This window comes from Methylobacterium sp. D48H (assembly GCF_053345715.1).
This window is the reverse complement of the sequence record NZ_JBKFAP010000004.1, coordinates 178,997-203,126: the sequence shown is the minus strand read 5'-3', so window position 1 is coordinate 203,126 and position 24,130 is coordinate 178,997. Positions and strand designations below refer to the sequence as shown.

At 72.5% G+C, this 24,130-nt stretch carries 26 protein-coding genes; 12 read left to right on the top strand and 14 right to left on the bottom strand.

Features of this window, described 5'->3' with window-relative positions; all coding sequences use genetic code 11:
* Positions 1 to 2 precede the first annotated feature (2 nt).
* The 6 genes from ACLBX8_RS11320 (at position 3) to ACLBX8_RS11295 (ending at position 7,345) form a co-directional block, all read left to right on the top strand.
* The gene (locus ACLBX8_RS11320; protein ID WP_447699249.1) at positions 3 to 3,152 is read left to right on the top strand and encodes an efflux RND transporter permease subunit; all 3,150 of its coding nucleotides are present in this window, start codon (positions 3 to 5) and stop codon (positions 3,150 to 3,152) included.
* Between the two features lie 19 nt (positions 3,153 to 3,171).
* Positions 3,172 to 3,537, top strand: a complete 366-nt coding sequence (locus ACLBX8_RS11315) for a hypothetical protein (RefSeq protein WP_447699250.1) — start codon at positions 3,172 to 3,174, stop codon at positions 3,535 to 3,537.
* A gap of 22 nt (positions 3,538 to 3,559) precedes the next feature.
* A complete protein-coding gene (gene copM / locus ACLBX8_RS11310) occupies positions 3,560 to 3,952 on the top strand; it encodes a CopM family metallochaperone (RefSeq protein ID WP_020094868.1) in 393 nt (130 codons plus the stop codon).
* A 236-nt stretch (positions 3,953 to 4,188) separates the two neighbouring features.
* Complete coding sequence (locus ACLBX8_RS11305; protein ID WP_056530495.1) at positions 4,189 to 4,746, top strand: GbsR/MarR family transcriptional regulator; 558 nt, start codon at positions 4,189 to 4,191, stop codon at positions 4,744 to 4,746.
* A gap of 56 nt (positions 4,747 to 4,802) precedes the next feature.
* A complete protein-coding gene (locus tag ACLBX8_RS11300) occupies positions 4,803 to 5,522 on the top strand; it encodes a DUF4166 domain-containing protein (RefSeq protein WP_091927613.1) in 720 nt (239 codons plus the stop codon).
* Positions 5,519 to 7,345 (top strand): DUF4166 domain-containing protein, encoded by a 1,827-nt coding sequence (locus ACLBX8_RS11295; protein WP_447715120.1) that lies wholly within the window; start codon positions 5,519 to 5,521, stop codon positions 7,343 to 7,345. Before ACLBX8_RS11300 ends, ACLBX8_RS11295 begins: the two co-directional genes overlap by 4 nt.
* On the opposite strand, the gene ACLBX8_RS11290 is transcribed toward ACLBX8_RS11295, so the two are convergent.
* From ACLBX8_RS11290 to ACLBX8_RS11280, 3 genes are all read right to left on the bottom strand, one after another.
* Positions 7,330 to 8,562: a DUF3095 domain-containing protein gene (locus ACLBX8_RS11290; protein WP_447715119.1), complete on the bottom strand. Its 1,233-nt coding sequence runs from the start codon at positions 8,560 to 8,562 to the stop codon at positions 7,330 to 7,332. The genes ACLBX8_RS11295 and ACLBX8_RS11290 overlap by 16 nt on opposite strands.
* Positions 8,563 to 8,915: 353 nt before the next feature.
* On the bottom strand, positions 8,916 to 9,260 hold the full coding sequence (locus ACLBX8_RS11285) for a hypothetical protein (RefSeq protein ID WP_447715118.1): 345 nt from the start codon (positions 9,258 to 9,260) through the stop codon (positions 8,916 to 8,918).
* A 219-nt stretch (positions 9,261 to 9,479) separates the two neighbouring features.
* A complete protein-coding gene (locus tag ACLBX8_RS11280) occupies positions 9,480 to 9,842 on the bottom strand; it encodes a hypothetical protein (protein ID WP_447715117.1) in 363 nt (120 codons plus the stop codon).
* A 202-nt stretch (positions 9,843 to 10,044) separates the two neighbouring features.
* Here ACLBX8_RS11280 and ACLBX8_RS11275 point away from each other — a divergent pair, with 202 nt between their 5' ends.
* A complete protein-coding gene (locus ACLBX8_RS11275; protein ID WP_447715116.1) occupies positions 10,045 to 10,392 on the top strand; it encodes a hypothetical protein in 348 nt (115 codons plus the stop codon).
* Between the two features lie 315 nt (positions 10,393 to 10,707).
* Here the strand turns inward: ACLBX8_RS11275 and ACLBX8_RS11270 are convergent, their stop codons facing one another.
* On the bottom strand, positions 10,708 to 12,324 hold the full coding sequence (locus tag ACLBX8_RS11270; RefSeq protein ID WP_447715115.1) for a GMC family oxidoreductase: 1,617 nt from the start codon (positions 12,322 to 12,324) through the stop codon (positions 10,708 to 10,710).
* Positions 12,325 to 12,835: 511 nt separating this feature from the next.
* Positions 12,836 to 13,102, bottom strand: coding sequence for a hypothetical protein (locus tag ACLBX8_RS11265; RefSeq protein WP_042672249.1), 267 nt, complete (start codon positions 13,100 to 13,102; stop codon positions 12,836 to 12,838).
* A 299-nt stretch (positions 13,103 to 13,401) separates the two neighbouring features.
* On the opposite strand from ACLBX8_RS11265, the gene ACLBX8_RS11260 reads away from it, so the two are divergent.
* Positions 13,402 to 13,686 (top strand): hypothetical protein, encoded by a 285-nt coding sequence (locus ACLBX8_RS11260; RefSeq protein WP_020094858.1) that lies wholly within the window; start codon positions 13,402 to 13,404, stop codon positions 13,684 to 13,686.
* A gap of 203 nt (positions 13,687 to 13,889) precedes the next feature.
* Here the strand turns inward: ACLBX8_RS11260 and ACLBX8_RS11255 are convergent, their stop codons facing one another.
* Positions 13,890 to 14,273, bottom strand: a complete 384-nt coding sequence (locus ACLBX8_RS11255; RefSeq protein WP_042672250.1) for a hypothetical protein — start codon at positions 14,271 to 14,273, stop codon at positions 13,890 to 13,892.
* Between the two features lie 373 nt (positions 14,274 to 14,646).
* Here ACLBX8_RS11255 and ACLBX8_RS11250 point away from each other — a divergent pair, with 373 nt between their 5' ends.
* A complete protein-coding gene (locus ACLBX8_RS11250; RefSeq protein ID WP_020094856.1) occupies positions 14,647 to 15,042 on the top strand; it encodes a TIGR02300 family protein in 396 nt (131 codons plus the stop codon).
* Between the two features lie 52 nt (positions 15,043 to 15,094).
* On the opposite strand, the gene ACLBX8_RS11245 is transcribed toward ACLBX8_RS11250, so the two are convergent.
* The 3 genes from ACLBX8_RS11245 to ACLBX8_RS11235 all read right to left on the bottom strand — a co-directional run bounded on the left by ACLBX8_RS11245 (position 15,095) and on the right by ACLBX8_RS11235 (position 16,528).
* On the bottom strand, positions 15,095 to 15,370 hold the full coding sequence (locus ACLBX8_RS11245) for a hypothetical protein (protein WP_020094855.1): 276 nt from the start codon (positions 15,368 to 15,370) through the stop codon (positions 15,095 to 15,097).
* Positions 15,371 to 15,457: 87 nt separating this feature from the next.
* Entirely contained in the window at positions 15,458 to 15,718 is a 261-nt protein-coding gene (locus ACLBX8_RS11240) for a hypothetical protein (protein ID WP_091978528.1), read from the bottom strand.
* Positions 15,719 to 15,907: 189 nt separating this feature from the next.
* Positions 15,908 to 16,528, bottom strand: a complete 621-nt coding sequence (locus ACLBX8_RS11235; RefSeq protein WP_447715133.1) for a spermidine synthase — start codon at positions 16,526 to 16,528, stop codon at positions 15,908 to 15,910.
* A gap of 206 nt (positions 16,529 to 16,734) precedes the next feature.
* Here ACLBX8_RS11235 and ACLBX8_RS11230 point away from each other — a divergent pair, with 206 nt between their 5' ends.
* A complete protein-coding gene (locus tag ACLBX8_RS11230; protein WP_020094852.1) occupies positions 16,735 to 16,986 on the top strand; it encodes a hypothetical protein in 252 nt (83 codons plus the stop codon).
* Positions 16,987 to 17,023: 37 nt separating this feature from the next.
* Here ACLBX8_RS11230 and ACLBX8_RS11225 read toward each other — a convergent pair whose 3' ends face one another.
* The 5 genes from ACLBX8_RS11225 to ACLBX8_RS11205 all read right to left on the bottom strand — a co-directional run bounded on the left by ACLBX8_RS11225 (position 17,024) and on the right by ACLBX8_RS11205 (position 20,678).
* Complete coding sequence (locus ACLBX8_RS11225) at positions 17,024 to 17,233, bottom strand: cold-shock protein (protein ID WP_020094851.1); 210 nt, start codon at positions 17,231 to 17,233, stop codon at positions 17,024 to 17,026.
* 206 nt (positions 17,234 to 17,439) lie between these two features.
* Entirely contained in the window at positions 17,440 to 18,105 is a 666-nt protein-coding gene (locus ACLBX8_RS11220; RefSeq protein ID WP_447715132.1) for a 5-formyltetrahydrofolate cyclo-ligase, read from the bottom strand.
* A gap of 352 nt (positions 18,106 to 18,457) precedes the next feature.
* Positions 18,458 to 19,303, bottom strand: a complete 846-nt coding sequence (locus tag ACLBX8_RS11215; protein WP_091927622.1) for a substrate-binding domain-containing protein — start codon at positions 19,301 to 19,303, stop codon at positions 18,458 to 18,460.
* Positions 19,276 to 19,986: an ATP-binding cassette domain-containing protein gene (locus tag ACLBX8_RS11210; protein ID WP_447683155.1), complete on the bottom strand. Its 711-nt coding sequence runs from the start codon at positions 19,984 to 19,986 to the stop codon at positions 19,276 to 19,278. The genes ACLBX8_RS11215 and ACLBX8_RS11210 overlap by 28 nt, the downstream gene beginning before the upstream one ends.
* The gene (locus tag ACLBX8_RS11205) at positions 19,983 to 20,678 is read right to left on the bottom strand and encodes an ABC transporter permease (RefSeq protein WP_447715114.1); all 696 of its coding nucleotides are present in this window, start codon (positions 20,676 to 20,678) and stop codon (positions 19,983 to 19,985) included. The genes ACLBX8_RS11210 and ACLBX8_RS11205 overlap by 4 nt, the downstream gene beginning before the upstream one ends.
* Positions 20,679 to 20,902: 224 nt before the next feature.
* On the opposite strand from ACLBX8_RS11205, the gene ACLBX8_RS11200 reads away from it, so the two are divergent.
* Positions 20,903 to 21,994 (top strand): molybdopterin-binding protein, encoded by a 1,092-nt coding sequence (locus tag ACLBX8_RS11200; RefSeq protein ID WP_447715113.1) that lies wholly within the window; start codon positions 20,903 to 20,905, stop codon positions 21,992 to 21,994.
* Positions 21,991 to 23,979 (top strand): molybdopterin biosynthesis protein, encoded by a 1,989-nt coding sequence (locus tag ACLBX8_RS11195; protein WP_447715112.1) that lies wholly within the window; start codon positions 21,991 to 21,993, stop codon positions 23,977 to 23,979. The genes ACLBX8_RS11200 and ACLBX8_RS11195 overlap by 4 nt, the downstream gene beginning before the upstream one ends.
* Positions 23,980 to 24,130 lie beyond the last annotated feature (151 nt).

The following is a 24,130-nucleotide window of genomic DNA, read 5'->3' as shown; positions in this document are numbered from 1 at the left end:
CGATGTTCACCGTCCTCGTCGGACAATCGGTCCGCAACCGCCTGCTCGTCCTCGCGCTCGCCGCGGTGCTCGTGCTCTACGGCGCCTTCACCGCCACCAGGCTGCCCGTCGACGTCTTCCCCGACCTCAACAAGCCGACCGTCACCATCATGACGGAGGCCGAGGGCTACGCGCCCCAGGAGGTCGAGCAACTCGTCACCTACCCCATCGAGACCCGGATGAACGGGCTGCCGGGCGTCACCCGGGTGCGCTCGGTCTCGGGCGTGGGATTGTCCATCACCTACGTCGAGTTCGACTGGGGCACGGACATCTACCGGAACCGGCAGCAGGTCGCGGAGCGCCTCGCCCTGGTGCAGGACCAGCTGCCCCGGAGCGTGACCCCGGTCATGGGCCCGATCTCCTCGATCATGGGCCAGATCCTGCTGGTGGCGGTCACGGGCGACACCGCGACCCCCATGCAGGTGCGCGAGGTCGCCGACTTCACGATCCGGCCGCGGCTGCTGACCATCCCGGGCGTCGCGCAGGTCATCCCCATCGGCGGCGAGGTGCGCCAGTTCCGGGTCAGCCCGAACCCGGCCGCCATGCGCGCGCTCGCCGTCACGAACGCGCAGCTCGAGACGGCGCTCGCCCGGTTCGGCACCAATGCCGGCGGCGGCTTCACCGACCAGAACGCGCGCGAATACCTGATCCGGAACATCGGCCGGACCATGAGCCTCGACGACCTGCGCAGCCTGGTGGTCGCGACGATCAACGACGCGCCCGTCCACCTGAGGCAGGTCGCCGAGGTCTCCTTCGCCGCGAAGGTGAAGCGCGGCGACGCCGGCTACATGGCGAGGCCCGCGGTCATCGTCTCGGTCGAGAAGCAGCCGGACGTCGACACGGTGCGGCTCACCCGCAGCATCGAGACCGCCCTGAAGGAGATGGGCCCGACCCTGCCGTCCGGCATCAGGGCCGACCGAATCCTGTTCCGCCAGGCCGACTTCATCGAGACCTCGATCCGCAACGTCGCGCGTGTCCTCGTCGAGGCCGTGCTGGTGGTGGCGGTGGTGCTGTTCGCCTTCCTGCTGAACGTGCGGACGACGGCCATCTCGCTGCTGGCCATCCCGGTCTCGGTGCTGACGACCGCGGCGGTGTTCCACCTGTTCGGGCTGTCGATCAACACGATGACGCTCGGGGGGCTGGCCATCGCCATCGGCGAGCTCGTCGACGACGCGGTGGTGGACGTGGAGAACATCTACCGACGGCTCGGCGACAACCGGCGGGCGGGCAACCCGAGAGGCGTGCTCCAGGTGGTGGTGGAGGCCTCGAACGAGGTCCGCTCGGGCATCGTCTACGCGACGCTCATCATCATCCTGGTGTTCGTGCCGCTCTTCGCCCTGTCGGGCATCGAGGGACGCCTCTTCGCCCCGCTGGGCGAGGCCTACATCATCTCCATCCTGGCGAGCCTGCTCACCTCCATCACCCTGACCCCGGTGCTGGCGTCCCTGCTGCTGCCGGGCCTGAAGACGCTGGAGGAGCACGACAGCCGACTCCTGAAACGGCTCAAACGCGGCAACGCCGCGCTGCTGCGGGTCGCGTTCCGGCACCAGGGCCTGCTCGTCGGCACGGTCGCGGTCGCGGTGGTCGCCGCCGGCGTCGCGGCCTGGACCCTGCCGCGGGCCTTCCTGCCGCCGTTCAACGAGGGCTCGTTCACGGTCAACATGACCTTCAACCCGGGCATCTCGCTCGCCGAGAGCAACCGGGTCGGGCTGATCGCCGAGAAGCTGCTGCTCGACATCCCGGGCGTGAGGACGGTGGGCCGCCGGACCGGGCGGGCCGAACTCGACGAGCACGCCGAGGGCGTCCATGCCTCCGAGATCGAGGTGGCCCTCGACGCGGGTGCCGAGCGCCCGAAGGAGGCGCTGGTCGCCGACATCCGCGGGCGCCTCGCGGCCCTGCCGGTCGCCGTCAACGTCGGCCAGCCGATCTCGCACCGGCTCGACCACATGCTCTCGGGCGTGCGCGCCGAGATCGCGCTCAAGGTGTACGGGGAGGATCTCGACGCCCTGCGGCGGGTGGCGAACTCTCTGCGCGACCGGATGGCGGCGATCCCCGGCCTCGCCGACCTGCAGGTCGAGCGCCAGGTCCGCATCCCGCAGCTCGAGGTCCGCGTCGACTACACGCGGGCGGCCCTCTACGGGGTGCAGCCCGCGGCCGTGGTCGAGCAGATCAGCCGCCTCTCGAACGGGCGCGTGGTCTCGACGGTGGTCGACGGCGTGCGCCGCTTCGACGTGGTGCTGCGCCTGTCCGAGGACCGCCGGACCACCGCGGGCCTGGGCGACCTCCTTCTGGAGACCCCCTCGGGCTGGGTGCCGGCGCGCCAAGTGGCCGACATCCGCGAGACCGACGGCCCGAACCAGATCCTGCGCGAGAACGCCCGGCGCCGCATCGTGGTGCAGGCCAACACCGACGGCGGGCGCGACATGGCGAGCGTCGTGGCGGCCATCCGCGACGCGGTGGCGAAGGAGCCGCTGCCACCGGGCTTCTTCACCAGCCTGGAGGGAACCTTCCAGGCGCAGGAGGAGGCCAGCCGGACCATCGCGGTGCTCTCCGCGGTGTCCTTGGCGCTCGTCTTCGCCATCCTGTTCAGCCGCTACAGGTCGGCGGCGCTCGCCCTGATCATCATGGGCAACGTGCCCCTGGCGCTGATCGGCTCGGTGGTCGCCCTGTGGCTGGCCGGGCAGCCCCTGTCGGTGGCGTCGATGATCGGCTTCATCACGCTGACCGGCATCGCGGCGCGCAACGGCATCCTGAAGATCAGCCACTACCTGAACCTGTCGCTGCACGAGGGCGTGCCGTTCGGGCCCGACCTCGTGGTGCGCGGCAGCCTGGAGCGGCTCACCCCGGTGCTGATGACGGCGCTCGCCGCCGGCGTCGCGCTGGTGCCGCTGCTCTACGACCCGGCGAGCCCGGGCAAGGAGATCCTGCACCCGGTGGCGGTGACGATCTTCGGCGGCCTCGTCAGCGCGACGCTGCTCGACACCGTCCTGACCCCCGTCCTGTTCCTGCGCTTCGGCCGCGCGCCCCTGGAGCGGCTGCGCGCCCTCCACGCCGACACGCCGGCCCACCCATCCCCGGACGGCGCGCGCCCGCGCCCGGCCGAGGCCTACTGACCCCAGAGGAGACCAGAGCGTGACCCTATCGAGAGTGACCGTGGTCGCCGGCCTGCTCGCCGCGACCGCCGCCTACGCCCACGAGACCGCCGGCCAGCATGGCGGCCGTGTGACGGATGCCGGCAGGTTCCACGTCGAGCTCGTCGCCAAGGGCGAGGCCGTCGACGTGTTCCTGTCAGACGAGGGCCAGAAGCCGGTCCCGGCCGCCGGCTTCAAGGGCACCGCCATCCTCGTCGTCGGCGGCAAGCCGACCCGCGTGCCGCTCGAGCCCGCCGACGGCAACCGCATGACCGGCAAGGCCGCGACCGCGCTCGGCGCGAGCCCCAAGGGCGCGGTGCAGCTCACCGGCCCGGACGGCGCGACCGCCAGCGGCAAGTTCAACTGACCCCACCGGGAGAGAACGATCCATGACGCACCTCCGCACCCTTCTCGCCGCCGCCCTGCTGTCGACCGGGCTGGCCGGGGCGGCCCTGGCGCAGGGCATGCACGACCACGGCTCCATGTCCGGCAAGGACATGGGCTCGATGAAGCCGAACCCGAAGGACGACGCCTCGACCAAGGCGTTCAAGGCCGCCGACACGGCGATGATGAAGGACATGGACGTCCCCTACACCGGCGATGCCGACGTCGACTTCCGCAGGCACATGATCCCGCACCACAGGGGCGCGGTCGCCATGGCCAAGGTCGCGCTGACGCACGCCAAGGATCCGGCCACCAAGGCGATGGCGCAGAAGATCATCGACGATCAGGAGAAGGAGATCTCCGACATGGAGGCGTGGCTGAAGCGGCACGGCCAGTAGCCGCCCGCGCCGGGACCGGAGACCGGGGTGGTCCCGACCCGCCCCGATGGAGGTGCCTCACCCGCGCCAGAGCGGGGCGAGGCGCCCCCGCGCCTGACGCGGGCGCCGTTTCCGGTCAGGCGCGGGACGGGATGCCCGGTCCCGCCCTGGCGGCGCGACCGGGCTCCGGCCGAGCGTCGACAGCCCGCGATCCCGGCCGCTTGACAGCGTGTTCGTTCTGGTCTGTTATTTCTGTCATGACAGAAATAACAGACATGCCGAGTCCCCTGCCGGCCGCGGTCGAGCGCTTCGTGCTGCACTGGGGCGATCTGGGCGGCCAGTGGGGCGTCAACCGCTCGGTCGCGCAGATCCACGCGCTCCTCTACCTCTCCGAGCGCCCTCTCGCCGCCGAGGACATCGCCGGCATGCTCGGCATCGCGCGGTCGAACGTCTCGAATTCCCTGCGCGAGCTGCTCGGCTGGAACCTGATCCGCCGTGTGCCCGTGATGGGCGAGCGCCGCGACCACTTCGCCGCCGAGACCGACCTCTGGGAGATGGTCACGCGCATCGCCGCCGGCCGCAAGGAGCGCGAGATCGATCCCGCCATCGCGGCCCTGCGCGCCTGCGTCGCCGAAGCGGACGCGGACCCGGCGCTCGGGGCGGTCGCCAAGCGGCGCCTGCGCGCGATGCTCGACTTCACCGAGTCGATGGAGCGCTGGTACGGCCAGATGCTCAACGTGCCCCGGGGCACGCTGGCCAAGCTCATCCGGCTGGGCGGCCGGATCGTGAAGTTCCTGCCGGCCAAGGCTGAGTGACGATCCGAGGGTCGTCTTCAGGGAGCCGGACCGATCGAGGGGCCCAGGTGACCGCGATGGGACATGTCCGTCGAGCCGATGCGGGGCCGTCCCGCGCGTTCTCCCCCGCCCGGTCGCTCACCGAGCCGGGCGACCTGCTGGACCTGCGCTTCCGGGCCCTGATCCCGGAACGCGCGTGGGCGAGCCTGTCGCCGGCCGTGCGCCGCCGCTTCGGGAAGCGGCTCGCGCAGGGGGCGAGCGCGGTCTATGTCGGCCACGTCGTCGCGATGGACGTCAGCCGCTTCGGCTGGCTCGTCGCGCAGGCGACGCGGCTGGTCGGCGGCCCGCTGCCTCTGGAACGCCAGACCGGCCGCGCCGGCGTCGTCACCGTCACCGAGGACCCGGATGGCGGCGGTCAGGTCTGGACGCGGCTGTACGCCCGCGCCTCCGGCTTCCCGCAGGTGATCCACTCGGCCAAGCGCTTCGCCGGTCCCACCGGCCTGGAGGAGCATGTCGGCGCCGGCGTCGGCATGAGCCTCACGGTGGCGGTCGAGGACGGGGCGCTGACGTTTCGCAGCCACCGCTACTTCATCGCCTGCCTGGGGCGCCGCCTGCACCTGCCGGGCTGGCTCACCCCCGGCGCGCTCACCGTCACCCACGCCGATGCCGGCGGGGACGCGACGCCGGGCGCCTTCCGCTTCATCCTCGACATCGCCCACCCCTGGTTCGGGCGGCTGATCCACCAGGAAGCGGTCTTCCAGGACGCCGAGCCGGCGGGGCAGGGAGAGGCGGCGTGAGCACGATCCTGGTCTTCGGCGGGTACGGCGGCTTCGGGGCTCGCCTGTCGCGGCGGCTCGCGGAGGCCGGTCACGACGTGGTCGTCGCCGGCCGCCGCCTGGCGCGCGCCGAGGCGTTCTGCGCGGCCCATCCTCCGTGCCGTCCCCTTCAGGCCGACCGCAACGGTGCCGTCGCGCCCCTGCTGGAACGCGTCCGTCCCGACCTCGTGATCGATGCGGCCGGCCCCTTCCAGGGCAGCGGCTACGCTCTGCCCCGGGCCTGTATCGCCGCGGCGATCCCGTACCTCGATCTCGCGGACGGCCGGGCGTTCGTGACCGGCATCGGCCAGCTCGACGCCGCCGCACGCGCGGCCGGCGTCGCGATCCTCTCCGGTGCATCGAGCGTCCCCGCCCTGTCCGGTGCCGTCGCCCGGCGCCTGGCGCAGGGGATGGACGTGGTCACCGCCGTGGAGATCGCGATCAGCGCCTCGAACCGCGCGACCGCCGGGACGTCGGTCGCCGCGGCGATCCTGAGCTACGTGGGCCGGCCGATCCGGCTCTGGCGCGGACAGCGCTGGTCGGTGGGTGTCGGCTGGCAGGCGTTGCGGCGCGAGCGCTTCGCCCTGTCCGACGGCGCGTCCCTCGGCCGCCGCTGGCTGGCCCTGGCGGACGTCCCGGACCTCGATCTCCTGCCCGATCGGCTTCCGGGCCGGCCGGCGGTCAGCTTCAGGGCCGGGACCGAACTCGCGGTGCAGACGATCGGCCTCTGGTGCGCGAGCTGGCCGGTGCGCTGGGGCTGGATCCTTTCCCTGCAGGGGCTCGCGCGCGGGCTTCTCCTGGCACAGCGGCTGACCGCGCGCTGGGGCTCGGATCGGTCCGGCATGGTCGTCCGGATGTTCGGCACGGCCGCAGGGCGCCGCGTCGAACGGCGCTGGACCCTCCTGGCGGCCGACGGTCATGGCCCGGAGATCCCGGTGCTGCCGGCGGCGATCCTGGCCGAGCGGATCCTGGACGGTGCGATCGCGCCCGGGGCGCGCGACGCCGGGACCGCACTCGACCTGTCCGATTTCGAGCCGAGCTTCGCGCGCCTGTCGATCCGCCACGACGTGCGGGAGTCGGGACAGGCCGATGCGCTCTACGCGCGCGTCCTGGGTCCGCGCTTCGCCGAACTCGCGCCGCGCGTCGCGGCCCTGCACGGCGTGCTGCGCGAGGCGGGGGCGCACGGCCGCGCCGTCGTGCGACGGGGCCGCCACCCTGTCGCGCGCGGCCTCGCGGCGCTCCTCGGATTGCCGGTCGCGGGCGCGCACGATCTCCACGTCGGCTTCAGCGAGACGCGCGGGGTGGAGCGCTGGACGCGCGCGTTCTCCGGTCGCCGGTTCACGAGCGCGTTCTCCGAGGAGCGCGGCTGCGTCGTGGAGCGGTTCGGCCCGCTCCGCTTCAGGTTCGACCTCGCGCCCGAGGGCGGCGGCCTGCGCATGGTGCTGCGCGGCTGGTCCGTCGCGCGGCTGCCCCTGCCGCTGGCGCTCGCACCCCGCACCGCCGCCCGCGAGTGGGAGGAGGCGGGGTTGTTCCGCTTCGACGTCTCGATCGCCCTGTCACGCGTGGGGCTGGTGGTGCATTACCGCGGCTGGCTCGACACGGACGATCGCGCGCCCCGTCGATCCGGCTTCGTCCCGGGCGCAGAGCCGACCGCGCCGCCGCGGAGCGGACATCCGGCACAGGGCCCATCCCGGCCACCCGGCGGGGATCCCGGGCCGGTAACCGCCCTGCCGATCGCGTCATCGCGCGCCCGCGCCCCGTCCCGCAGCGGGCACGGTCCGGAGCCGCGTCACGGGCGGGTCTGAGCCGAGGCACCGCCATCGGCCGCGCGACCCTTCAGATTCGCGGCCGCCGCGGCATAGCCGCCACCGGCACCGTCGATGAAATGCATGTGCCCGCTGCCGGGGACCGGAGGTCTGATGCAGGTCAACTGCGCAGCCGACTGGCGTTGCAGGCCGAAATGGCAGATCCCCTGCGCCTCCGCGCCGGCGAGCTCCGCCTCGAGTCGATCGGCGAAGGCGCGGGTGCAATCCAGCGTCATCCGCAGCGCGTCATCGTACTTGCGGAAATCTGTGTTGCCCACGATCTCGCGCCGCAGAACGGCGGGATCGAACGCGCCGACCCGCGCGCCCGTGCGGTAGATCAGGTATTCCGGTATCGATCGCGCCGTGAGGCGGAGCTTGGCCCAGAAGCGGCTCCTGCGAGAGCCCGGCATCGCCCGCAGTTCGAGGTCCAGTCCCGCCCACGGTCCGCGCATTTCCGGTCCCGCGTCCTGCATCGGGCGCGCGACCTCGGCGCTGATCTCGAGCCTCTGCAGGAGCTCTTGCACGAGTTGCCGGAAGGCCGGCGCGTCGCCGCTGTGCTGGGGCACGAGCATGAGCGAGAGCATCAGCTCGTGCCGGGGACGGATCTCCTGCCAGCGGCAGGAGAGGCCGGTCAGGTCGGGCTGGGTGCCGGCCTCGGCCGGTGCGATAGCGTGGTCGCCGGCCTTCATGGCCGCCTCTGCCCAGGGCAGCCCACCTCCGCTGAACATGGCATAGGAAACGTGGGCGCTGGGCGCGTAGCGCGCCACGCGCACGTCGAGCGCGCGATCGCGCACGGCCGAGACCGGCACGAGAGCGGTGCGCAGCTCCAGTTGCAGCGCCTCGCGGACCCAGCTGGCCGTCGCCGCCAGCGCGTCTCTCGCGGCGTCCGCGTCGTCCGGGGCGACGGCGAAACTGGCCCCGTCGCCGCCGAAGACGAAGGGGAATTCGCGCCGGCCGAGTGCGTTGGAGACCGCCGTGATGATGGCTGCGCCGGCCGCATTCACCGCCTTGTAGCGGCCAAGCCCGATCTGCTGCCGGGAGCCGACGACATCGGCCACGCCGAGCCACCAATCCGCGGGCAGGGGCCGGTAGAGGCCTGGATCCATGAGGCTGGAGAAGGCGGTGAACCGGGGCAGGCTGTCGTAGAAATCCGGGGCCGCGCGGCGTGTCGCCGGTTCGCGTTCCTGACCTGCACCCATCGATGTCCCCACCGCCATCGCCCTGCTCCTCGGCGCAGCGCCAGGGCGCCGTGACGCGCCCGGATCGCGTCACCGATACCATCCTCGGTGAGACAACCCTCACCACGCTCACGTGCCGCCCTCAAGCGAGGGCGGCACGTGAGGTCCGAATTCGCGGCCGCTACGAGCTGTCGCTCGATCCGCGGCCGATGCGGCTCGGATCACGAGAGTCGGGCGGCATCCCCGGGACGGATGGGGCTGGGGTCGCCGTCACGGATCCCGTCGTCGGAGCGAGGGGTTGCGGGATGGAGTCGGTCAGCCGGCCGCCGCCGCGCGTGCAGCGGCGGCCGATCGCGTGACGGAAACGCGATCCGTCGAAGATGGTCGCTCCGCTAGCCGCACACGCGCTCATGGCCGAAGAAGACAGGATTGTAGAGCGCGCGGCAGTCGCCGAAGTTCGGGCCGAGGAAGGAGCTGTTCGCGGGATAGCCCCAGCTGAACCCGCCGAAGCGCCGACGGAATCCACGGCGGTAGAAATGGCGATGGTGACCGAACCCGCCGTGCCTGAAGCCTCCGTGCCCGAACCCGCGATGGCCGAAGCCTCCGTGATGGCCGAAGCCTCCGTGTCCGAAACCGCCACGGCCAAACCCGCGGGCGTCGGCACTGGCGGCACCACCGGCCAATGTCGCGGCCGCGAGACCCGCCACCATCAACATCTTCGTCGAGATCATCTTCATCGTGCGTCTCCCTGTTGGGGTGAAGGCACTCTGCCGCCGACCGATGGCCGGTCGCTGTGATCCCGGTCACAGAAGCCCGGACGCGGGGCTCGACGCGGGATCCCTCGCGGGGGCTCGGGTGCGCGCTTCGACCGAACCTCGACCGGTCGGGACGACCGCGAACTCCGACGCCGCGGCGGGCAGGCGGCCCGCGCCGTTGGCCGCGCGCGTGCGATCGCTCTACGCGCGCTGCCCCATCACGAGCGTGACCGGCTGGCCCGCGAAAGTCTCGACCGCGGTGAAGGCGCGTGCGCGGAGTTCGGCCTCCATGGCCGCGCCTTCCCACAGATGTCCGCCGCTGCGGGCCAGCCGCAGGGCAGCGAGCGCGGCGGCCGCGGGATCCGCCGGCGGAGCGTAGAGTCCGACCACCAGATACCCCCGCGGCTCGAGGGCCGCCGTGAGTCGATCGAGCGCTGTTCGGGCCGCGTCCCGGGAGAGGAAGGGTGCCGGAAGCCACATCAGCGAGTAGCTTGCCGAATCGTCGAACCGCGTCACATCCTGCAGACGGAGTTCGATACGGCCGTGAAAGGGGCTCGCCGCCACGTTCGCGCGCCAAGGCCAGGGCCGGCTCCCAGATGTCCAGGCCGACGACCCGCAGCGAGGGCCAGTGTGCCGCGGCCTCCAGCGCGATGCCGCCCACGCCGGTGCCGACATCCAGGAAGCGCCCGGTGAGTGCGGCCGCGAGCGACGGGCGCTCGGTCGACAAGGCCGCGAGGCGCCGCACGACGCTGCGCGACGCTTGGCCTTGAGCCTGCAACATCGCGGGATCGCGAACCTGCCAGACCGGCGGCCGCTCCGGGTGATCCAGCAGATCCCGCGCCTCCTCGAGCGCGTGGGTGACGGATGCCAGGATCGCGGACACCTGCTCGGGTTCGAGCTCACCGAGGCCGCCCGGGATGACGGCGGCGACCACGTCGCGCAGTCGGCGCGCCACCTCGGGATCGACCGCCCGCGCGCCTTCCCGCGCGCCTTCCTTCGCGTCTTGCCGCAATCGCAGGGCCGCACCGATCGCGGCCAGGCCTCGCGCCGCGTTTCCCATCGCGCGCAGCGTGTGTTCAATCGTGTCGATAGCCATCCGCGACCGCCGAAGTGATGATCGCCACGACGCGCCGTGGCACCCGAACAGGACGGCCCGGCATCCTCGGAAAGAGGCCGGGCAAGGATCCGCGGTGTCTTTCCCGGCCGTGAGCCCGTGGATCTTCCGCCCGGGCGCTCCTCGACAGCGGCTCAGGGGACCTCAGCGCTTCCGGCCGTCACACGCGGCCTGATCGGGCCGTCCGCGACGCGCTGTGCGTCGCGGTTCCGGGGACGGGATCGACGCCCGGCTCGGCCGGTGCGATGTCCGCGCGACGGGGCGTCCTGAGCGAGCCCTCCGGTCCGCCGATCGTGCTCGCTGCGGCGACGGGCGTTACAGGCCGTTCGCCCGCTTCAGCATCTCGGCGGCCCGTTCGCCGATCACCGCGCACGGCGCCTGGGTGTTGCCGGTGGTCACGCGGGGCAGGATCGAGGCGTCGGCGACCCGCAGGCCGTCGATGCCGTAGACCCGGAGCGCCCCGTCCACGACCGCCAGCGCGTCGCGGCCCATCCGGGCGGTGCAGCTCTGGTGCCAGTAGGTGACGGCGGCATCGCGGATGTAGTCCGCCATCGCCGCGCCGGACAGCGGGCCCGGCATGGCCTCGGCGCGCACGTACGGGCGGAACGCCCGCGCGTTGCCGAGGGCGCGGCAGAGATCGACGCAGGCCGCGGCCGCCGTCACGTCGGCCGGGTGGGACAGGAAGTTCGCCTCGATGACCGGCGGCGTCGCCATGTCGGCGCTCCGCAGCCGCAGGCGGCCGCGGCTGGCGGGCTGCGCGAGGCCGGCGAACATCGTCCAGCCGTGGGCCGGAACGCCGCGCGCCGCGGTCTGCTCGCTCGGAACCGGAAACTCGACCTGGCAGAACAGCAGGTCCGGCGCCGAGAGGCCGGGCCGGCTCGTCCAGTACAGGGTCGCCTCGCTGCCGCTGTTCCGCGGCGCGATCGGGTCGGCATACTCCCAGGTGCAGCCGAAGGACACGTGGTCCTGAAGGTTCTGTCCGACGCCGGGCAGGTGCTGCACCGACGGGATGCCGAGCGCCCCGAGCTCGTCCCGGTCGCCGATCCCCGAGAGCATCAGCACCTTGGGTGTGTGGATCGCCCCCATCGACAGGACCGTCTCGGCACGCGCGCCGACCGTCCGGACCGCGCCCGCGTGGACGAACTCGACCCCCGTGGCGCGGCGGCCGTCGAAGGTCACGCGGCGGACGAGCGCGTCCGTGAGGACGGTCAGGTTGGGGCGGTCGAGCCAGGGATGGACGTAGGCGCGGAACAGCGAGACGCGCCGGCCGTCGCGGACCAGCATGTCGGTGATCGCCGCGCCGCCGGGCCCCTCCATCATGCGCCCGTTGGGGTTGTCGAAGGTCGGGATGCCGAGGTCCCGCGCGGCGTCGAGCAGGGCGTGGGCCACGGGGCTGGGATCGGAGGCGGGCTGCACCCAGACCGGACCGCCGCTTCCGCGATGCCCCGGATCTGGGGCGCCGCGCCAGTTCTCGATGCGCCGGTAGATGTCGAGGACGCTCTCGTAGCCCCAGGCCGCGTCGCCGGCCTCGGCGGCGAAGGCGTCCCAGTCGCACCGGTGGCCGCGCGCCCAGACCATCACGTTGACGCTGGAGCCGCCGCCGAGGCCCTTGCCCATCGCCATGGAGAGCGTGCGTCCGTTCAGGTGGGCATTCGGCTCCGCGCGAAAGCCCCAGTCCCGCGCCCCGCCGAGATTGGTCGGCCAGAGGGCGGGATCGAGCACGGCCTCGGCGTCGTCCGAGCCGCCCGCCTCGAGCAGGAGCACCTGCACCTCGGGGTTCTCCGCCAGCCGCCGCGCGACGACCGACCCGGAGGCGCCCGCGCCGCAGACGACGAAGTCGTAGGCCGGTTTCAGGTCGGCGGTCAGCCGGGCCTGGTTCTCCCCCGCCCGCCGCGCGGAATCGGCCCGGTCGAGGGCGTCTGAAGTGCTCATGATCTGGAAGGTCTCACCTGTAGCAGCGGATCGGAATGATCTCGGTCAATCGAGGATCGGGCAGAAAACTCCGACGCTCACGTCTCCGCGCTCCAGCAATCGCCTCGTCGGGATTGCCGGAACATCAGTGGCGCCGCGATCGGGCTGCCGCGCGAAGCGGCGCGCGCCCCGCGTTCGACCCGCGGATCGATAACGCAATGCTTCTGTTACAGGTGGATTTCGGCGCGTGACCGCGCGCGTTACATGGGACACGGTTTCTCGTCCGCGCCACAAGCCGGCGAGCGGGCAGGTCGGATCGGCGGATCGAGCGGCAGGACACGCGAAAGCGGCGAGGCTCGCACCCCGCCGCTCGCGTCAGTCTCGTTGTCCGTTACCGGGTGGCCGCCGGCATCCTGCCGGGTTCACAGGCCCATCAGCACGCCGGCCGAGCCGACGACGGTCATCATGAGGCCGCCCAGGAAGGCGCCGATCATCGCGTAGGAGAAGGCCTTCAGCATCGTGTCCCCCGACCTCAGCAGCGGTTGCCGCCGGCGGTCTGGCCGTACTGCTTGACCGGGAAGTTCTGCTGGTTGGCATTGCCCTCCGCGGCCGAGCTCTGCGGGCAGGTCCAGGGGTCGCGGTCGTAGCGGCCGCCGAACGGGGCGCCGAACGAGCCCGTGGTTTCGACATCGTAGGGCGTGGAGCCAGTCCAGGCAGGACGATCGTAGGCCATGGCGGACGAGATCGGAGCTACGGCGAGCATGAGAGCGGTGACGGTAGCGGCGATACGGGTCTTCATAGGCTAATTCTTGCTCCTTTACGCAGTACAGTCCGAGACTTACGGCCCATTTCATCTTGCGTGACACTGATATGGGGGCGATTGTCTCGGAGCGACGTGCCGCTGCGCACGCGGCGTCCGGGATTAATCGCGCCGGCGGCGCAGCTGTGACCGCGCGTGACCAGGCTGTCCCTGCCGCCGGCGTCGCGGCCGCCCGGCAGACTGCGCTCACGAAGGCACGCTCATTGAACCAGACGCGCGCTTCAGGTCTTCCCTCCATGCCGAGGCGATCCATCTCCGCCGAGGCATGGAGGAGTTCTATGCGCATTCTCGTTCTCGCCGCGCTCGCAGGTGTCGGCCTCGGCGTCCTGGCCGTCCCCGCCTCGGCCGTTCCCGCGGGCCCCGCGACCGGCCTCTCGTCGCCGTCCGACATGCTCACCGACGTCCGGATGAGGCGCCATCACGTGCGGCGACACTCGATGTCGCGGGTCCAGCGGCGCTATCCGGGTGCGAGCTTCGTCCGGAACAAGACCCCCGGCTCTGCGGGCGGCAGCAGCCGGGGTAACGGCGTTACCGGCAGCTACGCCGCGCCCAGCGGACGGTAGGCCCCCACGCTCGCGCAACGCGGCCCGCCCGGCCGCGGCGGGCTCCGCGCGCGCCATCGCCGTCACCGGATTCCCGCGCGTGGGACCGGGGCGGCAGACTGCGCAGGCGGGATGAACCCCCACGGCCGGCGATCCCGCCGGCTTCCGGTTCGAGCCGGCGCCCTGCGCCCGCGCGGGCGAATGGTGGCGGATGCGTCGGGCTCTCAGCGCGCCAGTCTCGCGGGGAGCACCGTCGGCGCCGGGCTCGACGCGTTCGACGCCGCGAACGACGCGACGAATCCGGCGAGGGAGCGCACATTGTCCGGCTGCCGCGGATCCCGAGCAACCGCGGCTGCCTCGCGTTCCAGTCGAAGGTTACAGGCCTTTGTCGGAAGTCCGATATCCGGCGTGCAGGCGTCGTGGCGGGCGCAGGCTGCGTCGAGGGCGTCGATAGGCGGCAGAGGCGCGTTGTTGCCGGGGCCGCAATAGTTGCCGTGGATGAGGAACTTCGGCCCGCCATTGGCGGCCGGCTGTGCCAGGGACGGCGTGGCCCACGCGGCGGCGAGGCAGACGGGGGCGACGAGGCCTATGACGGTGCGAGTCAACATGGTGGAGACCCTCCAGCACCTGCGCCGCACAAATCCCATCGGCGATGACGGTGCGAGACACGATTAAGCACCACACATCACGGCGCGACGTGCTCCGGAGCACCACCCCTATTTGGATGACGTCCTACCCGCATCGCGGACATCGCGGTCGCTGCGTCACCGCAGCGTCCGCGACATCGCGCGGCATCACGGAGGTCGGGCCCCGCCGCACTCTCCCCCTCTGCCTCCTCTGCCGATCGCGTGTCGGCACCTCTGTCGTGCAGACACGCCTCGCTCGGCGCGAAGAGGCGGGGCATCGGGCTGCCGACTGTGGTAGACATCACCGCATGCTCGCTGGCGATCCAGCGTCTCACGGCCTTCAGGGAGAGTCTCAGTGGCGCGTCCGGACCTCGGCACGAAGCGTATCTGCCCGACGACGGGGAAGAAGTTCTACGATCTCGGCAAGAATCCCGTGATCTCGCCCTACTCGGGCGAGGTCGTGCCGATCGCTGCCGCGACATCGTATTCCAGGGGGAGCGCTCCCGTCGTCGCGCGCAAAGAGGCGCCGAGCGACGAAGAGGACGAGACGGAGGGCCCCGAACTCGTCTCGCTGGACGAGGTCGAGGCCGAGGAGGCCGAGAAGGACACGGACAGCAACGCTGAGGATGACGACGCGCTCGACATCGAGGACGACGGGGAGCAGGTCGACGACGACAACCTCGTCGTCGATGAGGACGATGACGACACCAGCGATCTCGTCGAGGTCAACGACGACGATGACGACCAGTAGGCCCGCACGCCGCCGCCGGTCGTCCGGCGGACAGGCGCGGGTGGCCGCAATCTCAGTCGCTGTTTGATCGGGTGGTGGGGCGGCTCATGAGCAGGGCCGCCCGCACCGCCATGCGGCGCGACGGCTCGTCGGACTCGGTGTCGACCACGATCGCGGGCGCGGAGGGGTGGGCCGCGACGGCCGCCGCGAGATCGAGCACGTGGTCCGGACCGATGGCGTGATCCTGGGTGGTCGGTTCTGCCAGGTAGGCGTCGACGGCGGCGCCGACATCTTCGATGGCGATACGCTCGGCGGTCACCAGATCCCAGAGCGTGGCCTCAGCTGACATCCGCGGCGTATCGCACCTCGCGCTAGAGCATGCAACAATGTAACAACGGCTGGCTCGCGGCGCCGGCAGGCCAGCGCGTCCGCGGGATCAGGGCCCGTCGCGCAGGGGACCGATGCAGGCCGCAACCGGGTGGCCGGCCGGCGCGAAGTGATCCAGGAGCCGGTCCCCGGACCACAGCTCGGCCAACAATCCCTCGGCCAGCCTGTCGGCCTGATGCCTGGCCTCCGCGTCGTCGCGGGCTCGGATGAGGACCGTGCCGCGGTCGCTGCCGTCCGCGCCGAACCGGTGCAGCCGGTAGGCCGAGCCGGCACCTCGGCGTTTCCCGGGGAAATCGATGAGGTCGGCCATCGCGGGCTCACGGCTCCGTAGGAGGGGGCACGCGTCCCCCAGCCGCCGGAACCTGAAGTCTGGCCGATCCGGCGACGGATCGAGTGTAAGAGGGCCGGGACGCGAAGGATAGAGTGCGAAGGACGCCCGCTCGCTGCCGAGGCAAGGCCGTCAGGGCCGGAACGCGGCCCAATCGATGTTCAGGAAGGGTCAGACCGTCGGGCTGGCGGCGGTCGCGATCCACACCACGTGCCGCGGGCCGCTGCGCCCGTTCGCGTGGGGGCGAAGCTCCTCGACGGCGAAACCCGAGCGCTGGAGGCGCGCCTTGAACTTGCGGTCGGGAATGGCCGACCAGACGCCGAGCACGCCGCCCGGCCGCAGCGCCCGCCGCGCCGTTTCCAACCCGTCCTTGCCGTAGAGGCGATCGTTCTCCGGGCGCACGAACCCTTCCGGTCCGTTGTCGACATCGAGCAGGATCGCGTCCCAGGCGGCCGGGCCGCACCGGATCAGGTGGTCGACATCGGCTTCGCGCAGGTCGACGCGCGGGTCGTCGAGGCAGCCGGCGAAGACGTCCGCGAGCGGTCCACGCGCCCAAGCCGCGACCGTCGGAACCAACTCGGCAACCGTGACGCGCGCCTCGGGCTCGAGGTTGCGCAGGGCCGCGCGCAGGGTGAACCCCATGCCGAGGCCGCCGACGAGCACGCGCGCCGCGCCCCGGCCGCGCACCCGGCCGCAAGCGAGGATCGCCAGCGCCTCCTCGGAGGCTCCGCGGGTGCTGTTCATCAACTCGATCGTGTCGGCGACGATCGAGAACTCGTGGCCGCGCTGCATCAGGTGCAACGGTGTGCCGCCGGGAACGATGCCGGTGTCGATGTGCGTCCAGGATGTCACGGAGGTCCCCCTGTGGGCCGGCGCCATGGATATTCCGGCAGACGGGAAGGATGGGTTATGAGACGCGCTCCTGACCGCGCGTCGCGCCTGCAAGACGCAGGGGCCGCGACGGCGTTCGCCTCGTCCGAGAAGCCGGCATATCCCTCATGGCCAAGCGTACCAAGTCTCTGCCGAAGGTGCAGGGGTTCGTGCTGTTCGACGTCACCTACGCCGACGGCAGCCGCGCCTCGAATCGGCGCGTGCCGGCCGAGATCCTGGGCGGCCTCGACGGCGACGAGCCGGCTCGCACTCTCATTACCGAGCAGGAAGAGGAGATCGCCCGCAAGTCGGGGAGGCCGATGCGGGAGATCGAGAGCCTGACGCGGTCTCCTGCCCCGAGTTCGAAGCCCGATCTGTGACGAGCGGCCCCGATCCAGGCCACTCGTCGCGCGGTGCTCAGCCAGCCTTCAGGTTGGCGGCGCTCTCCTTGCCGCTGCGGCGGTCCGCCTCGACGTCATAGGAGATCTTCTGACCCTCGTTGAGGGAGCGAAGGCCCGCACGCTCGACGGCCGAGATGTGAACGAACACGTCCTTGCCGCCATCGTCGGGCTGGATGAAACCGTAGCCCTTGGTCTCGTTGAACCACTTCACGGTGCCTGTAGCCATGGCTGTATCCTGGTCGTCACCGGCTCGCCAACGTGGCGGGCCGTGACGCCTGAACGAGCCGCCGCGGCCGCCTGTTCCAAGGGCCCCCCGATCAGGAGCCTCGGTTGAGACCCCCGCGCCCTCATCCGCCGACCTCAGGCCGAACGGTCCTGGGCCAGGCTCTGCCGAGCCGGCCAGCGCGGGCACCGGCCCGCTCCGCGGCGCGATCAGGGTCGCTCCGTGCGGGGCCAGACGCCGCCTTCCGTCACGATGATGTCCATGGCGACGTCGTGCGCCTGCGGGTGGATCGTCGCGAGCCGCGCGAGCTCGAAGCCGACGCCGATGACCCGCGGCTTCGTCGACCTGGACGCGATGGTCCGGTCATAGAAGCCGCCGCCGTATCCCAGGCGGTACCCTGCCCGATCGAAGCCGACGAGCGGCGCGATCAGGACGTCCGGGTCGACAATCTCGCCCTCTGCGGGAACGGGTATGTTCCAGACGCCGCGGATCATGCGCTCGCCCGGCGACCAGACCCGGAACTGGAGCGGGCGCGCCTTCTCGACGACGACCGGAAGCGCCAGTCGCGCCCCGCTTCCGCGCAGCTCCGTCAGGAGGGATCTGGCGTCGAACTCGCCCCTGAAGGGCCAGTAGAGACCGATCGATAGGCCCGATGGCGAAGGTAGAGCGGCTCGGAGACCCTGCTCGATCCGCTCGCTCCGGGCGGCGCGGTCCTGGGCGGAGATGCCGACCCGCCGCGCGATGAGCGCGGCGCGGGTCTCCTTTCGCCACTGCCGCACGCTCGGCCAGTCGGATGCGGCGCTCTCAGGACCGCAGGGTTCGGAAGGCCGAGGCTCCGCCGCCGGGCCGACGAAGTCGGGGCCGAGCTCGTGCATGAAGCAGGGTGGAGAGCTGTACGCGCCGAACGCGGAGTGTTCGGGCGCCGCGGGTTCCGGGGGCGTCTCAGGCCGCTCGGTTGAATGCCCGACCACGATGATCTCCCTCGCGACGGTGGACCCGCACAGTCCTGGGTGACCTCGGCCAAACGCGCGCTCGGCACCTCCGGTTCGGTGAAGCGGATCGCGACGTCCCGCGCCGTTCCGACCCGGCCGGCCATCGTCCCTGGCCGGTCTCCGAGCGGCACGATGGCGAATGCCGGCGAGATCCGCCGCCCACCCTCGCGGGTGCCCGGGACGGCCAGGCGCGCGCGGCGACGGCGGTCCGGCGCTTCGACCCGGGGATCCCCGGTCAGCGCGTCACGGGCGCGCCGGCGCTCGGGAAGAACAGCTGCTCGCCGCCGACCTTGTATCCCGCGATCGCCTGCTGCCCCTCCGGTGAGACGAGCCAGTCGATGAAGGCCTGTCCCTGCTTCGCCTTCACGCCGGGGTGCCTGTCGGGATCCACCAGCATCGCGCCGTAGGGGTTGAACAGGCTCCGGTCCCCCTGAACCAGGATGACCAGGTCGGCGCGGTTCTTGAACGCGAGCCAGGTCCCCCGGTCGGCGAGGATGTAGGCGCCGAGGGCCGAGGCCGTGTTGAGCGCGGGCCCCATGCCCTGGCCGACATCCCGGTACCAGGGGCCGCGCACGGCCGCGAGATCGACGCCCGCCTCCTTCCAGCTGCGCAGCTCGGCGCTGTGAGTGCCCGAGCGGTCCCCGCGCGACACGAACGCCGCCTTGCTGGCCGCGAGCTTGGCGAAGGCCTCGCGCACGCCCAGGCCGCGCACGCCGGCCGGATCGGAGGCCGGGCCGATCAGCACGAAATCGTTGTACATCACGTCGTACCGCCGCTTCGCGAAGCCCTCGGCGAGGAACTTGTCCTCGGCCGGACGGTCGTGGACCAGGACCACGTCGGCATCGCCGCGGCGCGCCGCGTCGAGCGCCTGTCCCGTGCCCAGGGCGACGACCTTCACGTCGATCCCGGACGCCTCCCGGAAGAGCGGGAGGATGTGCTTGAACAGGCCGGACTGCTCGGTCGAGGTCGTCGAGGCGACGACAATCGACACCGGTTCGGCCTCGGCCGGCGGCAGGAGGGCAGCCGCGCTCAGGAGCGCGGCCAGTCCCAGGGTCAGGAGGCGGCGACGAAAGGCGTCCACGGCAATTCCCCAGCGAGGTAGGCCCGCGCCTCGGACGTCCGGGGCGAGAACAGGATCTGTCGGGCGGGACCATGCTCGACGGCGCGGCCCGAGGCCAGCACGATCACCGCGTCGGCGAGGCGCGCCACCTGCCCGAGATTGTGTGAGACGAGCACGACCGTGGTGCCCGCCCGCGCCATCGCGGACACCAATCCCTCGACGATCTCGGTCGAGGCCGGGTCGAGGTTCGCGGTCGGCTCGTCGAGGAGGAGCAGGCCGGGGCCGACCGCCCAGGCACGGGCCAGCGCCAGCCGCTGCTGCTCGCCGCCGGAGAGCCGCGTCGCCGGATCGCGGGCGCGCTCGGAGAGGCGGACGCGGGCGAGCGCCTCCTCCACCCGCGCGGCCCGCGCAGGACGGGGCAGGTCTCCGAGAGCCAGCGCGACGTTCGCGGCCGCGGTCGCGCGGATCAGCGCCGGCCGCTGGAACACGAAGGCCCGCCGGTGCGGGCCGACCTGCACCGTACCGCCGACGGGCCGCAGGAGCCCGTCGACGACCCTCAGGGTGACGCTCTTGCCCGCCCCGTTCGGGCCGATGACGGCCGTGACGCTGCCCGCAGCGACCTCCAGGCAGAGACGGTCGAGCACCGTCCGACCGTCGAGGACCAGGGTCACGTCCTCGAGGCGGATGGCCGGCGTCGCGCTCATCCGTACACCCGCGCGGCGTGCCGGCGGAGCAGGGCCACGGCGACGTTCACCACCAGAACGAGGCCGATCAGCACGAGGCCGAGCGCCAGGGCGAGGCTGAGATCGCCCTTCTGGGTCTCCAGCGAGATCGCCGTCGTCATCGTGCGGGTATACCCGTCGATGTTCCCGCCGACGACGAGGACCGCGCCGATCTCCGAGATCGCCCGGCCGAACGCGGCGAGCGCGGCGGTCACGAGGGAGAAGCGCACGTCGTAGATCATCGCCGCGGCCTGACGCGGTGCGGAGAGGCCGAGGGAGCGCAGCTGCTCCCCGAGATGCACCTGGGCGTCGGCGACGACCTGCTGCGTCAGGGCGGCGACGAGCGGGGTCGCGAGCGTCGCCTGCGCGGCGATCATCGCGGCGGGGGTGAACAGCAGGCCGAGCGGTCCGAGCGGACCGGAGCGGGACAGGACGAGGTAGAGCGCGAGGCCGACGAGCACCGGCGGCAGCCCCATGAAGGCGTTGAGCAGGCCGACCGCGGCGCCGCGTCCGGGGAAGCGGGCGACGGCCAGGAACGCACCCAGGGGTATACCGAGCACGAGACCGATGCCGACGGCGGTGAGGCTGACACGCAGCGACAGCCACGCGATCGCCAGCACGTCCCGATCCAGGCTGAACAGGCGGGAGAGGATGTCCTGGAGCGTCTGCATCATGCCCCCGGGCCGGTCCTCGGGAATCGGACGAGGCGGATGGCGAGATCAGCCGTCGAGGCCGACCTCGTGACGCAGGTTCGGCGGAATGGACCTGTCATGCCTGTCAGGGGAGCGCGTGCGGGTAGGCGGTGAGCATATCGCCCGGGGCAGCCGTTGTCGTGTCGCCGGGTCGGCCGCCGCGCCGGCCCTTGATCATCGAACCCGGATGGCGCATCGCCGCGACGATGATCCGAAATGCGTCCTCGGCGCTGATCCCGCTTCGGGAGGCGGCGATCCTGCTCAGCGGCGCGGCGGCTCCCGTCGAACCCGCGACCGTCCCGCTCGCAGCGGCGCTCGGACGCGTCGCCGCGCGAGCGGTCGTCGCGCACGCCGCCGTGCCCGCGGGCCCGACGGCGATGCGGGACGGCTTCGCGGTCGAGGCCGCCGCGGTGGGCGGCGCGTCGGCCTACGCGCCGATCTTCCCGGCGCGACCGCCACCCTGGGTCGAGGCGGGACAGCCGCTGCCGTCGGGCACCGATGCCGTCCTGCCCCCGGAGGGATTCGCGGACGGCATGGTCGTCGCGGACATCGCCCCGCGGGAGGGCGTGCGCGGAGCGGGGGAGGACGTCGCCGCCAACGCGCGGCTGATCGAGGCCGGCACCCGGATCGAGCCCCTTCACCTGCTCGTCCTGGAGGCGGCCGGCCTGGAGGCGGTCGACGTCCGTCAGCCGCGCTTGCGCGTCGTCACCGCCGGGACGTCCAGCCTCGATACCGTGTCGCCCCTGCTCGGGCGTCTGATCGCGCGGGCCGGCGGGGCGACCGAGGCGGTTCGCGCCCGGGGAGTCGAGGAGATCGCCGAGGCCATCCGCGGCGGCACGGCGGACGCGGTGCTGGTGGTCGGGGGCAGCGGTTTCGGCCGCTCGGACCACAGCGCGGCGGCCCTCGCCCGCGCCGGAGACGTCCGCGCGCACGGCATCGCCGTGCGGCCCGGGGAGACCACCGCGGTCGGCTCCGCGGCCGGCAGGCCGGTCCTCCTGGTGCCCGGGCCTCCCGAGGCGGCGCTCGCCGCGTTCCTGGCCCTCGGCCGTCCGCTCATCGCGCGGCTCGCCGGCGCGCGGGACCGCTCGCCGCGGCGGCACGTCCTCCTCCGGAAGATCGTCTCGTCGATCGGTCTGTCCGAGGTCGTCTTCGTCCGGAGCGGGTCGGACGGCGTGGAGCCGCTGGGCGGAGCCGGCCTTCCGCTCGGTCGGTTGGTGCAGGCGGACGGCATCGTCGTGGTCGAGCCGGAGAGCGAAGGCTTCCGGGCCGGCGAGGAGGTAGAGGTTTGGGCCCTGTGAGCGCCGATGCGGACCGTGACGGGGCGGCGGATTTCGTCGCGCGCCTCGCCGCGGCCTCGAGCCAGGAGCAGTTTCTCCGGGTGATGAGCCGGGACGACGCGCTCGCGCGGTTCCGGGCGGCGGTCCCGCACGCGCGCCTGCCGTCCGAGACGGTGTCGTTGGACGACGCGCTCGGGCGCGTTCTGGCCCGCGACGTCGCCTCGCCCATGGACGTCCCGCCCTTCGACCGGTCCCTGGTCGACGGTTTCGCCCTGCGCGCGACCGACACGGAAGGCGCCGGGCCGGCGAGCCCGCGGCGTCTCACGCTGAACCGCGAGATCCTCGCCTGCGGCGTCGCGCCGACCGTCGTCGTCCAGCCGGGAACGGCGACGCCGATCGCCACCGGCGGCGTGATCCCCCGCGGCGCCGACGCCGTGGTGATGGTCGAGCACACGGAGTTCGACGCCCGGAGCCTCGCCGTCGATGTCCTGACCGCGGTGCGGCCGGCGCAGTTCGTGGGCTATGCCGGGGCCGACATGGCCCGCGGCGAGACGGTGCTGCGCGCGGGAACGCGGATCACCGCCCGCGAGATCGGCATGCTGGCGGCGTGCGGCCTCGCGGCCGTCGATGTCACCGGACGCCCGCGGGTCGCGATCCTGTCCACGGGGGACGAGCTGGTCGCACCGGGCGAGCCCTTGCCCGAGGGCGCGATCTACGATTCGAACGGCGCGATCATCGCGGCCGCGGTGACCGAGAACGGCGGGGAGCCGGTCCGGCTCGGGATCGTGCGCGACGAGGCTTCCGTCCTCGAGGCCGCCCTCCGGTCCGCCCTCCGGGACAGCGACCTCGTCGTGCTCTCGGGCGGCACGTCCAAAGGCGCCGGCGACGTCTCGCATCGGGTGCTGTCCCGCCTCGGCGAGCCGGGAATCCTGTTCCACGGCGTGGCCCTGAAGCCCGGGAAGCCGCTCTGCGTGGCGGTGGCGCAGGGAAAGCCGGTCATCGTCCTGCCGGGGTTCCCCACCTCCGCGATGTTCACCTTCCACGACTTCGTCGTGCCGTACGTGCGGGCGCTCGCCGGGCTGCCGCCGCGCGAGGACGAGACGATCGCGGCGCGGGTGTCCCAGCGGGTGCCCTCCGAACTCGGCCGCACCGAGTTCGTGATGACCTCCCTCGCCCACGGTCCCGAGGGGACGATCGCCCTGCCGCTGCCGAAGGGCTCGGGTTCGGTCACCGCCTTCTCGCAGGCGGACGGCTTCTTCGCGGTTCCGGCCGCGCGCGCCGGCGTCGAGGCGGGGGAGGGCGTCGCCGTGGTCCGCCTGGGCGCCGGCGTGCGGGCGCCGGACCTGACGATCGTCGGCAGCCACTGCATCGGCCTGGACCGGGTGGTCGGCCTGCTCGGCGAGCGAGGGTACCGCGCCCGCACCATCTGGGTCGGGTCGGCCGGCGGCCTCGCCGCCCTGCGGCGCGGCGAGTGCGATGTCGCCGCCATGCACCTCTTCGATCCCGAGACGGGCCGGTACAATGCCCCGTTCCTCACCGAGGGCCTGTCCCTCGCGCCCGGGTGGCGCCGCCTCCAGGGCGTCGTGTTCCGCCGCGGCGACGCCCGGTTCGAAGGGCGCGATGCCGCGGACGCGGTCGCCGCGGCGCTCGCCGACCCCGACGCCGTGATGGTCAACCGCAACGCCGGATCGGGCACGCGCCTGCTCGTGGACGGGCTGCTGAACGGTGCCCGGCCGGCGGGGTTCTGGAACCAGCCGCGCTCGCACAACGCCGTCGCCGCGGCGGTCTCGCAGGGCAGGGCGGACTGGGGCGTGGCCATCGCGAGCGTCGCGGATGCCTACCGGCTGGGCTTCCGTCCGCTGACGGAGGAGGCCTACGACCTCGCGTATCGCGCGGACGCGCGGGAGATGCCGGCGCTCGCGGCCTTCCTGAGCCTGCTGGGCGAGCCCGGGACGGCCGCCGCGCTGCGCGCTCTGGGCTTCACGCCCGCCGCGGGAGCCGCGTGACGCGCGCACCGTTGGCCGCGGCCTCGACGGAACGGGACGGACGATCCTGTCGCCCGACGGGATGATCGACGGGGCCGTTTCGCGTAGGGACGCCTGCGAGGCGCTGGGGCCTCCAGCGAAGCGGCGGTGTGCGTTGGGCGAGGACACGAGC

Bases quoted from the DNA above. Each gene is read 5' to 3' on its own strand.
- ACLBX8_RS11235 (WP_447715133.1), bottom strand. From the start codon at position 16,528: ATGCAGCGCGGCCACGAGTTCTCGATCGTCGCCGACACGATCGAGTTG.
- ACLBX8_RS11210 (WP_447683155.1), bottom strand. From the start codon at position 19,986: ATGAGCGCGACGCCGGCCATCCGCCTCGAGGACGTGACCCTGGTCCTC.
- ACLBX8_RS11270 (WP_447715115.1), bottom strand. From the start codon at position 12,324: ATGAGCACTTCAGACGCCCTCGACCGGGCCGATTCCGCGCGGCGGGCG.
- ACLBX8_RS11240 (WP_091978528.1), bottom strand. From the start codon at position 15,718: ATGGCCGACCTCATCGATTTCCCCGGGAAACGCCGAGGTGCCGGCTCG.
- ACLBX8_RS11220 (WP_447715132.1), bottom strand. From the start codon at position 18,105: ATGCACGAGCTCGGCCCCGACTTCGTCGGCCCGGCGGCGGAGCCTCGG.
- ACLBX8_RS11305 (WP_056530495.1), top strand. From the start codon at position 4,189: ATGACAGAAATAACAGACATGCCGAGTCCCCTGCCGGCCGCGGTCGAG.
- ACLBX8_RS11255 (WP_042672250.1), bottom strand. From the start codon at position 14,273: ATGTTGACTCGCACCGTCATAGGCCTCGTCGCCCCCGTCTGCCTCGCC.
- ACLBX8_RS11320 (WP_447699249.1), top strand. From the start codon at position 3: ATGTTCACCGTCCTCGTCGGACAATCGGTCCGCAACCGCCTGCTCGTC.
- ACLBX8_RS11225 (WP_020094851.1), bottom strand. From the start codon at position 17,233: ATGGCTACAGGCACCGTGAAGTGGTTCAACGAGACCAAGGGCTACGGT.
- ACLBX8_RS11245 (WP_020094855.1), bottom strand. From the start codon at position 15,370: ATGTCAGCTGAGGCCACGCTCTGGGATCTGGTGACCGCCGAGCGTATC.
- ACLBX8_RS11205 (WP_447715114.1), bottom strand. From the start codon at position 20,678: ATGATGCAGACGCTCCAGGACATCCTCTCCCGCCTGTTCAGCCTGGAT.
- ACLBX8_RS11290 (WP_447715119.1), bottom strand. From the start codon at position 8,562: ATGGCGGTGGGGACATCGATGGGTGCAGGTCAGGAACGCGAACCGGCG.
- ACLBX8_RS11300 (WP_091927613.1), top strand. From the start codon at position 4,803: ATGGGACATGTCCGTCGAGCCGATGCGGGGCCGTCCCGCGCGTTCTCC.
- ACLBX8_RS11260 (WP_020094858.1), top strand. From the start codon at position 13,402: ATGCGCATTCTCGTTCTCGCCGCGCTCGCAGGTGTCGGCCTCGGCGTC.
- ACLBX8_RS11285 (WP_447715118.1), bottom strand. From the start codon at position 9,260: ATGAAGATGATCTCGACGAAGATGTTGATGGTGGCGGGTCTCGCGGCC.
- ACLBX8_RS11230 (WP_020094852.1), top strand. From the start codon at position 16,735: ATGGCCAAGCGTACCAAGTCTCTGCCGAAGGTGCAGGGGTTCGTGCTG.
- copM (WP_020094868.1), top strand. From the start codon at position 3,560: ATGACGCACCTCCGCACCCTTCTCGCCGCCGCCCTGCTGTCGACCGGG.
- ACLBX8_RS11200 (WP_447715113.1), top strand. From the start codon at position 20,903: ATGATCCGAAATGCGTCCTCGGCGCTGATCCCGCTTCGGGAGGCGGCG.
- ACLBX8_RS11265 (WP_042672249.1), bottom strand. From the start codon at position 13,102: ATGAAGACCCGTATCGCCGCTACCGTCACCGCTCTCATGCTCGCCGTA.